We start from the raw sequence: 12,604 nt of genomic DNA, 5'->3' as shown, positions 1-12,604 counted from the left end.
TCCACCTTCATGACGGCGAGCATCACACAGGCCGAGACCCAGGACGGGCGGCCCACCGCAAGTTTTTGGGCCCTTACGCTCGGGAGTGTTGGCGTCGTCTTTGGCGATATCGGCACTTCGCCGCTCTATGCATTCCACGAGGCGGTCAAGGCCGCCGCCCATGGCGAGCCCGTCTCGCGCGTCATCGTGCTCGGCGTGCTCTCGCTGATCCTGTGGGCGCTCCTGATCGTCGTCACCGCCAAATATGTCCTCTTGCTGCTGCGCGCCGACAATAACGGGGAGGGCGGCACGCTCTCGCTGATGGCGCTCGGCCAGCGCGCGCTCGGGCGGCGAAGCTGGGTCCTGCTCGCGCTCGGCGTGATCGGCGCTTCGATGTTCATCGGCGATTCCATGATCACGCCGGCGATCTCGGTGCTCTCGGCGGTGCAGGGCCTCAAGCTCGCAACCCCCGCGCTCGAGCACTATGTCGTGCCGCTCACCGTGCTCATTCTGGTGCTGCTGTTCGCCGTGCAGAGCAAGGGAACCGCATTGGTCGCCTCGGCCTTCGGGCCGGTGATGGTGGTCTGGTTCACCGTCATCGCCGTGATGGGGGCTGTCCACATCGCCGACGATCCCACGGTGCTGGCGGCGATCAATCCGTACTATGCGGTGCAGTTCGTGCTGTCGCACGGTGTGATCGGCCTCGTGACGCTCGGCGCGGTGTTCCTGGCGGTGACGGGCGGAGAGGCGCTTTATGCCGATCTCGGCCATTTCGGCCGCAAGCCGATCCAGTCGGCCTGGATGTTTTTCGTGCTGCCGGCGCTTCTAGTCAACTATTTCGGGCAGGGTGCGCTGGTGCTGTCCGATCCCAGCGCGATCGAGCATTCGTTTTATCGCATGGTGCCCGAGAGCCTGGTCCTGCCGCTGGTTGGACTCGCGACGGCCGCAACCGTGATCGCGAGCCAGGCGGTGATCACCGGCGCCTATTCGCTGGTCCACCAGGCCGTGCAACTCGGGCTCCTGCCGCGTTTTGAGGTGCGTTACACCTCCGAATCCCATGCCGGCCAGATCTATCTGCCGCGCGTCAACCGCCTGCTGCTGATCGGCGTGATGCTGCTGGTGCTGCTGTTCCACACCCCCAGCAATCTGGCTTCCGCCTACGGTATTGCCGTCTCCACCACCATGGTCGCCGACGGCATCATGGGCTTCGTCGTGATCTGGAAGTTGTGGAACTGGCGCGCCGCGACGGCCGCAGCCGTGATCGTCCCCTTCGTCATCGTCGATTTGAGCTTCCTCAGCGCCAACCTGCTCAAGCTGCTCGAAGGTGCCTGGGTGCCGCTGCTGTTCGGCATCGTCATGGCCGGGACGATCTGGACCTGGCGCAAGGGCTCCGCAATCCTGATCCAGAAGACCCGCCGGATCGAGGTGCCATTGGACGATCTGATCCGCAGTTTGGAGAAGCGGCCACCGCACATCGTCAAGGGCACCGCGGTGTTCCTGACCAGCGATCCCGCGTTCGTGCCGACCGCGCTCCTGCACAATCTCAAGCACAACAAGGTGCTGCATGAGCACAACGTGATTCTGACCATCGAGACCGCGCAGACGCCTCGGGTCGATCTGTCGGAGCGGTTCAGGATGGAGAAGATCAGCGAAAAGTTCTCCAAGGTCCGCTTGCGCTTCGGTTTCATGGAGCAGCCGAACGTGCCGAAGGCGCTCGCCATCGCGCGCAAGCAGGGTTGGCAGTTCGACATCATGTCGACGTCGTTCTTCGTGTCGCGCAGGTCACTGAAGGCCTCGGCACAGTCGGGCATGCCGCTCTGGCAGGATCATGTGTTCATCGCGCTGAGCCGGTCGGCCAACGATGCCACCGACTACTTCCAGATCCCCACCGGCCGCGTGGTCGAAGTCGGAACCCAGGTCACCATCTAGAATGCAACTGGCGAAGCCATGCAGATTTGCATGGCTATGGCCCGGAATCGGGCTAGGCCATGCCGGTGGCGCAGGACTATAAGCCGCGCGCTCTTCCGCCGTTGTGCAGTGAAGCATTTTAGAGGCCATCGGGCTCTCCCATGACAAGCGACGTAGCAGTTCCCGCCCCGGAAACGGTGGCGGCCAATGGGCATGGCAATGCCCATACCACCGCCGGTTTCGGCGCGCTGACGCTCGGCAGCATCGGCGTCGTTTACGGCGACATCGGCACCAGCCCGCTCTACGCGTTCCGCGAGGCGGTGATGGCGGCCTCGGGCGCGGACGGGTTGCCGACGCCGGCAGCGGTCCTCGGCGTGCTCTCCCTGATCCTGTGGGCGCTCATCGTGGTGGTGACGCTCAAATACGTCGTGATCCTGCTCCGCGCCGACAACAACGGCGAGGGCGGCACGCTTGCACTGATGGCGCTGGCCCAGCGGGCGGTTGGCACCGGCCGCGGCGGGGCCACCATCGTCCTGCTCGGCATCATTTCCGGAGCTTTGTTCTACGGCGATGCCGTGATCACGCCGGCGCTCTCCGTGCTGTCGGCGATCGAGGGCATGAAGGACGTCACGCTAAGGTTCGAGCCCTACATCGTTCCGCTGACGGTTGTGATCCTGGTCGGCCTGTTCGCCGTGCAGTCCCGCGGCACGGCGCGCGTTGCCGCCTTCTTCGGCCCGATCATGTGCGTCTGGTTCACGGTTCTGGCGGTGGCGGCGATCCCTCAGATCGCCCAGCAGCCGCAGGTGCTGCTTGCGCTCAACCCGCTCTACGCCGTGAGCTTCATGCTGCACCATGGCATCGTCGGCTTCGTGACGCTGGGCGCGGTGTTCCTGGCGGTGACTGGCGCCGAGGCGCTCTATGCCGATCTCGGTCATTTCGGCAAGCGGCCGATCCAGACCGCTTGGCTTACCATCGTGCTGCCCTCGCTGGCGCTGAACTATCTGGGGCAGGGCGCGCTGGTGCTCGGCGACCCCGGCGCGATCGTGAGCCCGTTCTTTCAGCTGTTCCCGCAAGGCTTCGTCCGAGGCTGCATGGTCGTGCTCGCCACCATGGCGACCGTCATCGCGAGCCAGGCCGTCATCACCGGCGCCTATTCGCTGACGCGCCAGGCGATCCAGCTCGGGCTGCTGCCGCGCTTTGAAATTCGCCATACGTCGGAAGCCCATTCCGGCCAGATCTTCATTCCGCGCATCAACCAGCTGCTGCTGGTCGCGGTGGTGCTGCTGGTGCTGCTGTTCCGCTCGTCGAGCGCGCTCGCATCCGCCTACGGCATCTCCGTCACCGGTACCATGGTGGTCACGGCGATGATGGGCTTCGTCGTGGTCTGGAAGGGCTGGCGCTGGTCAGCGCTTGCTGCCGGCGCGCTGATTGCGCCGTTCCTGTTCCTCGATCTGACCTTCCTGAGCGCGAACCTGTTGAAGGTGTTCGAGGGCGGCTGGGTGCCACTGGCGCTCGGCGCCCTCATGATCATCCTGATGTACACGTGGCGGCGCGGCAGCCGGCTGCTGTTTGAAAAGTCGCGCAAGCTCGAGTTTCCGCTCGCCGATCTCGTGGCGATGCTGGAGAAGCGGCCGCCGCAGCGGGTGCCTGGCACTGCGGTGTTCCTGACCTCGGACCCGCTCAGCGCGCCGACCGCGCTGATGCATAGTCTGAAACACTACAAGGTGCTGCACGAGAAGAACGTCATTCTCACCATCGAGACCGCGCAAACCCCGCGGATCGATCCGGCCGAACGGGTGAAGCTGGAGCAGATTTCACCGACCTTCTCCAAGGTGACGCTGAAGTTCGGCTTCATGGAATCGCCCAACGTGCCGAAGGCGCTCGCGATCGCCCGCAAGCTGGGCTGGCAGTTCGACATCATGTCGACCTCGTTCTTCCTGTCGCGCAGGGCGCTCAAGCCCGCCGCCCATTCCGGCATGCCGCGCTGGCAGGACCGGCTGTTCATCTCGCTCAGCCGCTCCGCCAACGACGCCACCGACTATTTCCAGATCCCGTCCGGCCGTGTGGTCGAGGTCGGCACGCAGGTGACGATCTAGGGCAGACGATCTAGGGCTTGGGATTCAAAGCGGACTTCAAGTCGCTGCGATTTAGCTTTAACTTGCGCCGCGCGGCTCAAGCCTTTGTGGCGCTTGATTTTCGTCTCCCGAGAGGCGAGGTTGCCGCCGGCCGGGATCGCCCCGGTACGCGGCCCGCGACGTTGGAGGATGATGTGGCAAATCAAGTGCAGGATCTGACCCCGGACGAGGTCGCAAAGGGTGTCGCGGAAGGGCGTTATCTGCTCGTCGACGTCCGTGAGCCGAACGAGGTCGAGGCCGAAGCGTACCCTTACGGCGTCGTGGTTCCGCTCTCGACCTTCGATCCCAAGGCGATCCCCGATCCGGCCGGCAAGGAGGTCGTGTTCGCCTGCCGTTCGGGCAAGCGCTCGGTGACGGCCTCGCTGGCGGCACAGGCGGCGGGCCTGTCTTACGACAAGCATCTGGCCGGCGGCATGCTGGGCTGGAAGGCGGCCGGGCTTCCCAGCAAGGTCGGTGGCTAACCGCGCAATGACGACCAAGAGCTCTTCGCTGAACAAGGTCTTCGCCGACCTTCCCGTCACCATCTTCGAGGCGATGTCGCAGGCCGCGCGCGACAACAATGCGATCAATCTCGGCCAGGGTTTTCCGGATGATCCCGGCCCCGAGGACATCCGCCGCGCCGCGGCCGAGGCTTCGCTGAACGGCTACAATCAGTACCCCTCGATGATGGGCCTGCCGGAGCTGCGCCAGGCGATTGCGACCCATTACGGCCATTGGCACGGCCTCAAGCTCGATCCGATGAGCGAAGTGATGGTGACCTCCGGCGGGACCGAGGCGCTGACCTCGGCGATCCTCGCGGTGGTCCAGCCCGGCGACGAAGTGGTCTGCTTCCAGCCGGTCTATGATTCTTACTTGCCGATCATCCGCCAGGCCGGCGGCATTCCGCGCTTGGTCCGGCTCGAGCCGCCGCACTGGCGGCTGAATGAGGACATGCTGAAAAGCGTGTTCAATTCAAAGACCAAGGCGGTGCTCTTCAACAACCCCTTAAATCCCAGCGCGGTGGTCTATCCGCGCGAGGACCTCGAGCTCTTGGCGCGCTACTGCCAGGAGTTCGACGTCATCGCGATCTGCGACGAGGTCTGGGAGCACGTCACCTTCGACGAGCACAAGCATATCCCGCTGATCACCATTCCCGGCATGCGCGAGCGCACCATCAAGGTCGGCTCGGCCGGCAAGATCTTCTCGCTGACGGGCTGGAAGATCGGCTTCGTCTGCGCGGCGCCACCGCTGCTGCGCGTCGCGGCCAAGGTGCACCAGTTCCTGACCTTCACCACCGCGCCGAACCTGCAGGCCGCCGTCGCCTATGGGCTCGGCAAGTCCGACGACTACTTCCTATCCATGCGCAAGGACCTGACGCGGAGCAGGGACCGCCTGACCAAGGGGCTGGAGAGCCTCGGCTTCCCCGTGCTGAAGTCGCAAGGCACCTATTTCCTCACCGTGGACCTGTCGCCGCTCGGGCTCAACGAGAGCGACACCGAGTTCTGCTGGCGCATCGTGAAGGACTATAAGGTCGCGGCGATCCCGGTCTCGGCGTTCTACGAGCAGGACCCCGTGACCTCGGTGGTGCGCTTCTGCTTTGCCAAGAAGGACCAGACGCTCGACACCGCGCTGGAGCGGCTGTCGGATGCGGTGCGTGGACGCAAGAGGTAGATCGAGATGACGAACGTCGGCTGCCCCAGGCTTGGTTTCGCGATCGCCGCCGCGCTGACGTTGCTCTCCGCTCCCGCAGGCGCCGAGGAGCGGGTCGTCAACTTCTACAACTGGTCCAACTACATGGCGCCTGATGTCCTTGAGGCCTTCACTAAGGAGACCGGCATCAAGGTCGTCTACGACACTTTCGACGCCAACGAGACGCTGGAGACGCGCCTGATGGCCGGCAAGTCCGGTTATGACGTCGTGGTGCCTACCGCTTATTTCCTGCAGCGCCAGATCAAGGCCAACATCTTCCAGAAGCTCGACAAGTCGAAGCTCCCGAACCTCGCCAATGCCTGGCCGGTGGTGACGCAGCGCCTCGCCACCTACGACCCCGGCAATGTCTACGCCGCCAACTACATGTGGGGCACGACGGGCATCGGCTACAACGTCGCCAAGGTGAAGCAGATCCTTGGGGTTGATCCGAAGATCGACAGCTGGGACATCGTCTTCAAGCCGGAGAACCTCGCCAAGTTCAAGGACTGCGGCGTCCACATGCTCGACTCCGCCGACGACATCTTCCCGGCGGCGCTGAGCTGGCTCGGGCTTGATCCGAACTCGACCAAGCAGGCGGACCTGGAAAAGGCCGCCGATGCCGTGGCGAAAGTCCGCCCCTCCGTACGCAAGTTTCACTCGTCCGAATATCTAAGCGCGCTCGCCACCGGCGAGATCTGCTTCGTGGTCGGCTGGTCCGGTGACATCATGCAGGCCCGCGCCCGCGCCGCGGAAGCCAAAAGCGGCGTCGAGATCGGCTACACCATTCCGAAGGAGGGCGCGCAGATGTTCTTCGACAATCTCGCGATCCCCGCGGATGCCAAGAATGTTAGGGAAGCCTACGAGCTGATCAACTATCTCTATCGCCCGGACGTTGCCGCCAAGAACTCGGACTTCCTGTCCTACGCCAGCGGCAACCTCGCCAGCCAGAAGCTGGTGGATCCAAAAATCCTGAACGACAAGAACATCTATCCGGACGAAGCGACGCTCGCAAAACTGTTCGTGATCACGGCGCGCGAGCCGGCCACGCAACGGATCATCAACCGGCTCTGGACGAAGGTGAAGACGGGGCGCTGAGGCTTGCCGTCATTCCGGGATGGCGCGCAGGTTCGATGCTTTCGCATTGCCCCCGAATGACGACAACGGGACTTCTACCGCCACCTTCTATGCAGCCACAGCCACTGCTCGGGATGTTCTCGTACCCAGCTTTCCACCACGCTCGTGATCGCCTGCGTGGTGCCCTGGATGTCGATCCTGCCGTCGGCATCGCGCACCGGCGGGATCTCCTCGGTCAGCTCGCCGCGGAAGCGGCCGTCGGGCAGGCGGATGATGCGCACGCCGTGGATTGGGCATTCGACCTGGCGCAAGAGGCGCGCCAGCATCGGATTGGCGCGGGTCTTGCGGCCGAAGAACGTGACCTCGACGCCGGCTGTCAGATACTGGTCGATCAGCATGGCGACGTGCTTGCCGTCCTTCAGCGCCTGCGCGAGCCGCAGCGGCGCGTCGCGGCCGGCCGGGATCAGCGTGCCCATGTTGACCTGGCGCATCTCCTGGATGATGCGATCGGCCGAGGCGATGTTCGGGCGGCGATAGAGAATCGCGGTGTCCAGGCCATGCGCGACCGCGGCGAGCGCCGGCAATTCCCAGTTCGCAAGATGTGCGGCGAAGATCAGCGCCGGCTTGCCGTCGTCGCGGATCTGGTCGAACAGCTCGATGCTGCGCGGGGAAATCTCGATGCGACTCTTCTCGGGGACATCGCGGGCGTAATCCCAGACCTGGTCGATATGGGCGAACTCGGCGCCGACGCGGCCGAGATTGTCCCAGACGCCCATCAGGATCCGTTCGATCTCCTCCGGTGACTTCTCGGGGAAGGCGGCGGTGAGGTTGGCGCGGCCGATGCGGTGCTCGCGCAGGCGCGGCCCGATCAGCTTGACGGCACGCGCGAAGAAGTCCGAGGTCTTGGCCGGATCGAAATAGCGCGTGGTGCGCAGCATCGCGACGGTCGCGGCGCCGATCAGGCTGCCGCCGAGCGATTTGGCAGCCTCCCGCGCGCGGGCCTTCGTGCTCGCAGGAAGCAGCGCCATGCGTCCGGTCAGGCCGGTTCGCGGGTCAGGATCAGCGAAGCGTTCTGGCCGCCGAAGCCAAATGAGTTCGACATCACCGCGGTCACGCGCGCATCGCGCGCCTTGTTGCCGACGACGTCGAACAGGATCGTGGGATCCGGATTGTCGTAGTTGATGGTCGGCGGAATGCGCTGATGCTCGAGCGTGAGCAGCGAGAAGATCGCCTCGACTGCGCCGGCGGCAGAGATGGTGTGGCCGACCATCGACTTGTTGGAGGTGACCGGAATCTTCTGCGCGAGCTCGCCGAAAACGGCCGACGTCGTGTTGAACTCCATCTTGTCGTTCTCGGGCGTCGCGGTGCCGTGCGCGTTGATGTGGTCGATCTGATCCGGCGTCATGCCGGCATCGGCCAGCGTCTTGTTCATGCAGCCGATGATCGGCTTGCCGTCGGGCGAGGAGCGGGTGCGGTGGAAGGAATCGGTGAGCTCGCCGCAGCCGGCGATCACGCCGAGAATTTTTGCGCCGCGCGCGGTGGCGGCTTCATAGCTCTCCAACACCAGCGCGCCGGCGCCTTCCGCCATGACAAAACCGTCGCGGTTCTTGGAGAAGGGACGGGAGGCCGCCTGCGGCGGATCGTTCTGGGTCGACAGCGCCGAGAGCAGCGAGAAGCGCACCAGCGCTTCCGGGTTCACGGTGCCGTCGGTCGCGACGCAGAGCGCTGCGTCCGTCTCGCCGCGGCGGATCGCCTCGACGCCGAGCTGGATCGAGGTGGCTCCGGACGCGCACGCCGTCGACAGCGAGATCGGCGAGCCCTTGGTGCCGAAGGTCTCGGCAAGATAGGCGGCAACCGAGCCGAACATGAAGCGATGATGATAGGCGCTAAACTTGCCGCCGCCGGAGATGCGGAGCAGATCGTCATAGGTGATGTCTTGCTGGCCGACGGCGCGACCGAGCTCGCGACGCTGCGGCCATTCAACCTCGACCGGCGCCACCGCGAGGAAAAGCGGACCCGGGAAATCGGCCTTGGCGCCGATGCCGGCCTGCTCCAGCGCTTCCTGCGTCACCAGCTCGGCCATCCGCTCGGACAGAGCGGTGGAAGAGAACGGATCGGCGCTGACGAAATCGACCGTTCCGGCCATCGTGGTCTTGAGGCCATCGACCGGAAAACGCGTGATCGTGCGGATACCGGATTCGCCGGCGACGAGCTTTGCCCAATTGTCGGATTTGCCGGCGCCGAGCGAGGTCATGATGCCCATGCCGGTGACGACGACGACGGGACGCCCGAGTTTGTCGCGTGGTGCAGTCATGTCGATCCCCGCTTGAGCTGATTAAATCGCCTCGACCAGCGCCATGCCTTCGCCGCGCCAGTGTCCGGCTCCCACCACCACGATCTGGGTGGGCGCGCCCTGCATTTCAATCTCGGTCCCCGTGGAATCATTCGGCGGGAACAGCGCGCCGCGCGAGATCGACAATGCGGCGAGGGCAATGCCGAGCGGGAATTGCGTTTCCATGGCGTGGCCGAACACCGTGCCGGTCGAGCGCACCGGAAAGTCGGCATGGTTCTTCAGGAAGTCGCGCTCGTCCGAGGTCGCAGGCTCCGCGCCGGTCGCCCCGGTGATGATCGCGCCCTTGCCCTCGCGCCTGGGCAGCTTGTCCCACAGTTTCTCGAGCGTCGCGGTCATGTCGCCGGGCTGCTTGCGTTTGGCGAGGTCGGCGACGACGCTCGACAGCTTTGCGAACGGCTTGGCGCCGCGCGCTTCCGCATGCGCCTTCGATTCCAGCACCAGGAAGGCGCCGGCCGAGCCGAGCGCGAAGCCGGGATGGTCCTTGCGCGCCCACACGGGCGCGAACTTGTCCTTCAGGTTGAAGTCGCCGAACTCGTAGAGGACGAGCAGGTCCTTGCGCTCGCCGTTGTACGAGCCGCCGACCAGCGCGATGTCGCTCTCGCCCGAGGCGATGCGCGCGAGCGCGATGCGGGCGGCGTCGGCGCCGGCGACCTCTTCGCCCATGAAGGTGCGCGAGGTGCCACCCAGACCGTGCACGATGGCGATGTTGCCGGCGAGCAGGTTGGAGAGCTGGGCCAGGAACAGCGTCGGCCTGAGATCGCTCATCAGCCGTTCGTTGAGGAAGCCCGGCGCGTTAGCGCCCTTGGCCTCGGCGGTGAGAATGCCGCTGTCGACGTTGATGTCGCGCTCTCCGCCGCCGGCGGCGACGACCATGTCGATCTTCGACAGGATGTCCTTGTTGCCTTTGATACCGGCGGAATCGAGCGCAAGACCGGCGGCATAGGTGCCGATGCGCTGCCAGGCTTCCATCTGGCGCTGGTCGCCCTTCTTCGGGATCTGGCTGTCGAAGGATACCGGCATCAAGGGATGCACGATGTAGGGCGCAAAGCCCTTCTCGTCGACATTGATGCGCTTCTCGGAAAGCGCGGCCCAATTGGCATCGAGGCCCTCGCCGAGCGAGGTGGCGAGTCCAATGCCGGTGATCCAGACCTCGGTCTGGCCCGGCTTCAAAGCGGGAGTGTCAGTCATGACGATACGGCCTGTTGCGGAAAGCCGACGCGCTCGGCGACCTTCGCCATGTATCCGCGCATATCCGCATTGGGGAAGGGAATCAGCGTGAAGGTCAGCGCCGAATTGGCGCGCAGCTTGCCGCCGACCCGGATCTTGGCTTCGGTCATGGCATAGCCGGAGCCTTCATGGGTGAGGCTCGCCTCGATGCTCATGAGGTCGCCGGGGAAGACCGAGCCGCGGACCTTGGCCTCCTTCACGGCGGCCAGGATCGGCATGCGTTCGAATCGGAACACGCCGAGTTGAAGCCAGCCCGAGGCCTGCGCCATCGATTCGATCAGGAGCACGCCGGGCATCAAGGGATAACCCGGGAAGTGCCCCTCGAAGATGGTGCTTTCCTGCGGGACCTGCGCTTCGACGACGATCGTCTTCTCGTCGACCTTGAGGTCGACGATGCGATCGATCATGTGGAAGTATTCGAGTTGCATGACTGCGCCCTTAGGCGCTCGCGCCCTTGGCCGCAACCAGTTCGTCGATGCGGGCGCACAGGTTCTTCAGCACGAAATATTGCTCGGTGGTCGCCTTGCCGTCGTTGACCTCCTGAGTCCACTTCTCCAGCGGCAGCTTGATGCCGAACTGCTTGTCGATCGCGAAGGCGATATCGAGGAAATCGAGGCTGTCGATGCCGAGGTCATCGATGGCATGGCTATCCGGCGTGATCGTGTCGCGCGGGATGTCGCAGGTTTCAGCGATGATCGTGGCGACCTGATCGAATGTGGAGGACATCACTAAGCCTTTGATATATTGTAGGTATTTGTCAGATTGTCCAGAGTGGCACGGTGGCTGGGCATCGCGCCCCTGATGACGCCCTCAAACCCCCCTCTGGCCGGGTCGAAAGCCCGTATATCGGAGCGCCGCCTTGAGTTCAATGGAGCCGGGCAGGCCTCCGGGGACAGCATCGGACGTGGCTGGGGATGCCGGCTGGGTCCGTCCGCCGCGAGGTCCGTGCCGGGCCGGTCCCTAAATATGCGGCGTCGTGATCTTGACGCAGTCGCGGCGGCCCATCAGCACGCAATCCTGGGTCCGGCGCAGGTCGGCGATGCTGACCGCGAGCCAGATCCCGATCGCCGTCAGCGCGATGGTGAAGGCGAGTGCTGCGATGTTGGCAAGCATGCGCTGCCGGTAATTGTCGGGTTCGGCACGCGGCTGCTCGTAGCGTGACAGGTCCAGCCGTTCGGGCGTGCCGCGGAGCGGTTGCACGGAGCCATTGCCGCGCTGGACCCTTGGAGAAGGCGGGGTGCGCGGCCTGAACTGGAGCACCCGGTGCTCCTCATCAGAGCTTATGGGCCGCTGATTGTTCATGGGGCGGGGATCACTCCGAAGCAGCGATCTAGATAGCATAGGTGAGGCACGCGTTGCAGTAAATCTTTGCAATGCCAGGATGCATTTGTGCGTTCGTACTATTTTGCGCATAGACCGGTGTGCCGCGATCCAGCAACGGGCCATCGTGTCCGTCGCGAGCGTTGCGCTGCAACGCGGGCATAGCGACAGCCATTGAGGACGTCTTTTTTACCGGCCGGCATCGACTTGTGATCTGCGCGTCTTCCGAACGGATTTTGCCACCGCGGGACCCGTGGCATAGTCGCGGGAACCCGAACCGTTCGTTGCTGCCAGGGGCCTTCGATCATGACCACGACCAACGCGCGCGAGCCGAGAGTGCATCCGGTTCCGATCCTGTCGCTCCGGCCGACGCAGATGACGGTCGGCATGCGCGAGGTCAAGGAGAAGCGCAGGCGCTGGCGCGAGCACGGCAAGAAGAAGCAGGCGGATCTGCTCGGCAAGCACATGATCCCCGTCGTTTACGGTCCTGACGCGCGCTACTACGTGATCGATCATCATCACCTCGGCCGCGCACTGCACGATGAAGGCGTCAAGGAAGTGCTGGTGACCGTCGTCGGCGATCTCAGGATGGTGGAGCGCGAGGCGTTCTGGGGCGTCATGGACAACAAGCGCTGGGTCTTTCCTTACGACGCCAAGGGTGAGCGGCGCTCGTTCCGCGACCTGCCGAAATCGGTGGCCGACCTCAAGGACGATCCGTTCCGCAGTCTTGCCGGCGAATTGCGCCGCATGGGCGGCTTCGCCAAGGACACCACACCGTTCTCCGAATTCCTGTGGGCCGACTTCCTGCGCCGGCAGGTCTCGCGCAAGGCGGTGGAGACCGATTTCGATAATGCGCTCGAGAAGGCGATGGCCGCGGCCAGAAGCAAGAATGCGATCTATCTGCCCGGCTGGTGCGGCCCGGCGGACGACGACTGAGGGT

12 protein-coding genes are annotated in these 12,604 nt (G+C 64.5%); 6 read left to right on the top strand and 6 right to left on the bottom strand.

Going from position 1 to position 12,604, the window contains the following annotated elements:
• Nucleotides 1-9 precede the first annotated feature (9 nt).
• The 5 genes from I6F16_RS03830 (at nucleotide 10) to I6F16_RS03810 (ending at nucleotide 6,785) form a co-directional block, all read left to right on the top strand.
• Complete coding sequence (locus tag I6F16_RS03830) at nucleotides 10-1,908, top strand: potassium transporter Kup (protein WP_036001442.1); 1,899 nt, start codon at nucleotides 10-12, stop codon at nucleotides 1,906-1,908.
• A gap of 140 nt (nucleotides 1,909-2,048) precedes the next feature.
• Entirely contained in the window at nucleotides 2,049-3,983 is a 1,935-nt protein-coding gene (locus I6F16_RS03825; protein WP_225112802.1) for a potassium transporter Kup, read from the top strand.
• Between the two features lie 173 nt (nucleotides 3,984-4,156).
• A complete protein-coding gene (locus tag I6F16_RS03820) occupies nucleotides 4,157-4,483 on the top strand; it encodes a rhodanese-like domain-containing protein (protein ID WP_036022412.1) in 327 nt (108 codons plus the stop codon).
• Nucleotides 4,484-4,490: 7 nt separating this feature from the next.
• Nucleotides 4,491-5,672 carry an aminotransferase gene (locus I6F16_RS03815; protein ID WP_225112803.1) on the top strand — a complete coding sequence of 394 codons (1,182 nt, stop codon included), beginning with the start codon at nucleotides 4,491-4,493 and terminating at the stop codon, nucleotides 5,670-5,672.
• Nucleotides 5,673-5,678: 6 nt separating this feature from the next.
• Complete coding sequence (locus I6F16_RS03810) at nucleotides 5,679-6,785, top strand: polyamine ABC transporter substrate-binding protein (protein ID WP_225173450.1); 1,107 nt, start codon at nucleotides 5,679-5,681, stop codon at nucleotides 6,783-6,785.
• A gap of 74 nt (nucleotides 6,786-6,859) precedes the next feature.
• Here I6F16_RS03810 and I6F16_RS03805 read toward each other — a convergent pair whose 3' ends face one another.
• From I6F16_RS03805 to I6F16_RS03780, 6 genes are all read right to left on the bottom strand, one after another.
• Nucleotides 6,860-7,792, bottom strand: a complete 933-nt coding sequence (locus tag I6F16_RS03805) for a lipid A biosynthesis lauroyl acyltransferase (protein WP_036034424.1) — start codon at nucleotides 7,790-7,792, stop codon at nucleotides 6,860-6,862.
• 8 nt (nucleotides 7,793-7,800) lie between these two features.
• A complete protein-coding gene (locus I6F16_RS03800) occupies nucleotides 7,801-9,078 on the bottom strand; it encodes a beta-ketoacyl-ACP synthase (RefSeq protein WP_225112805.1) in 1,278 nt (425 codons plus the stop codon).
• Between the two features lie 21 nt (nucleotides 9,079-9,099).
• Nucleotides 9,100-10,305, bottom strand: a complete 1,206-nt coding sequence (locus tag I6F16_RS03795) for a beta-ketoacyl-ACP synthase (protein ID WP_225112806.1) — start codon at nucleotides 10,303-10,305, stop codon at nucleotides 9,100-9,102.
• Nucleotides 10,302-10,772, bottom strand: a complete 471-nt coding sequence (locus tag I6F16_RS03790) for a 3-hydroxyacyl-ACP dehydratase FabZ family protein (protein ID WP_036001387.1) — start codon at nucleotides 10,770-10,772, stop codon at nucleotides 10,302-10,304. The genes I6F16_RS03795 and I6F16_RS03790 overlap by 4 nt, the downstream gene beginning before the upstream one ends.
• Nucleotides 10,773-10,782: 10 nt before the next feature.
• On the bottom strand, nucleotides 10,783-11,070 hold the full coding sequence (locus I6F16_RS03785) for an acyl carrier protein (RefSeq protein WP_007592476.1): 288 nt from the start codon (nucleotides 11,068-11,070) through the stop codon (nucleotides 10,783-10,785).
• 234 nt (nucleotides 11,071-11,304) lie between these two features.
• Nucleotides 11,305-11,646, bottom strand: coding sequence for a hypothetical protein (locus I6F16_RS03780; RefSeq protein ID WP_036001385.1), 342 nt, complete (start codon nucleotides 11,644-11,646; stop codon nucleotides 11,305-11,307).
• Nucleotides 11,647-11,970: 324 nt separating this feature from the next.
• On the opposite strand from I6F16_RS03780, the gene I6F16_RS03775 reads away from it, so the two are divergent.
• Nucleotides 11,971-12,600, top strand: a complete 630-nt coding sequence (locus tag I6F16_RS03775; protein ID WP_225173449.1) for a ParB-like protein — start codon at nucleotides 11,971-11,973, stop codon at nucleotides 12,598-12,600.
• Nucleotides 12,601-12,604 lie beyond the last annotated feature (4 nt).

The sequence above is a fragment of the Bradyrhizobium sp. IC4060 genome (assembly GCF_020193715.1).
Taxonomy (GTDB): Bacteria; Pseudomonadota; Alphaproteobacteria; order Rhizobiales; family Xanthobacteraceae; genus Bradyrhizobium; species Bradyrhizobium yuanmingense.
Note: the sequence above shows the minus strand (reverse complement) of the source record. Positions and strands in the feature narration are given on the sequence as shown.

Bases quoted from the DNA above. Each gene is read 5' to 3' on its own strand.
- I6F16_RS03830 (WP_036001442.1), top strand. From the start codon at position 10: ATGACGGCGAGCATCACACAGGCCGAGACCCAGGACGGGCGGCCCACC.
- I6F16_RS03825 (WP_225112802.1), top strand. From the start codon at position 2,049: ATGACAAGCGACGTAGCAGTTCCCGCCCCGGAAACGGTGGCGGCCAAT.
- I6F16_RS03815 (WP_225112803.1), top strand. From the start codon at position 4,491: ATGACGACCAAGAGCTCTTCGCTGAACAAGGTCTTCGCCGACCTTCCC.
- I6F16_RS03810 (WP_225173450.1), top strand. From the start codon at position 5,679: ATGACGAACGTCGGCTGCCCCAGGCTTGGTTTCGCGATCGCCGCCGCG.
- I6F16_RS03805 (WP_036034424.1), bottom strand. From the start codon at position 7,792: ATGGCGCTGCTTCCTGCGAGCACGAAGGCCCGCGCGCGGGAGGCTGCC.
- I6F16_RS03800 (WP_225112805.1), bottom strand. From the start codon at position 9,078: ATGACTGCACCACGCGACAAACTCGGGCGTCCCGTCGTCGTCGTCACC.
- I6F16_RS03795 (WP_225112806.1), bottom strand. From the start codon at position 10,305: ATGACTGACACTCCCGCTTTGAAGCCGGGCCAGACCGAGGTCTGGATC.
- I6F16_RS03790 (WP_036001387.1), bottom strand. From the start codon at position 10,772: ATGCAACTCGAATACTTCCACATGATCGATCGCATCGTCGACCTCAAG.
- I6F16_RS03785 (WP_007592476.1), bottom strand. From the start codon at position 11,070: ATGTCCTCCACATTCGATCAGGTCGCCACGATCATCGCTGAAACCTGC.
- I6F16_RS03780 (WP_036001385.1), bottom strand. From the start codon at position 11,646: ATGAACAATCAGCGGCCCATAAGCTCTGATGAGGAGCACCGGGTGCTC.
- I6F16_RS03775 (WP_225173449.1), top strand. From the start codon at position 11,971: ATGACCACGACCAACGCGCGCGAGCCGAGAGTGCATCCGGTTCCGATC.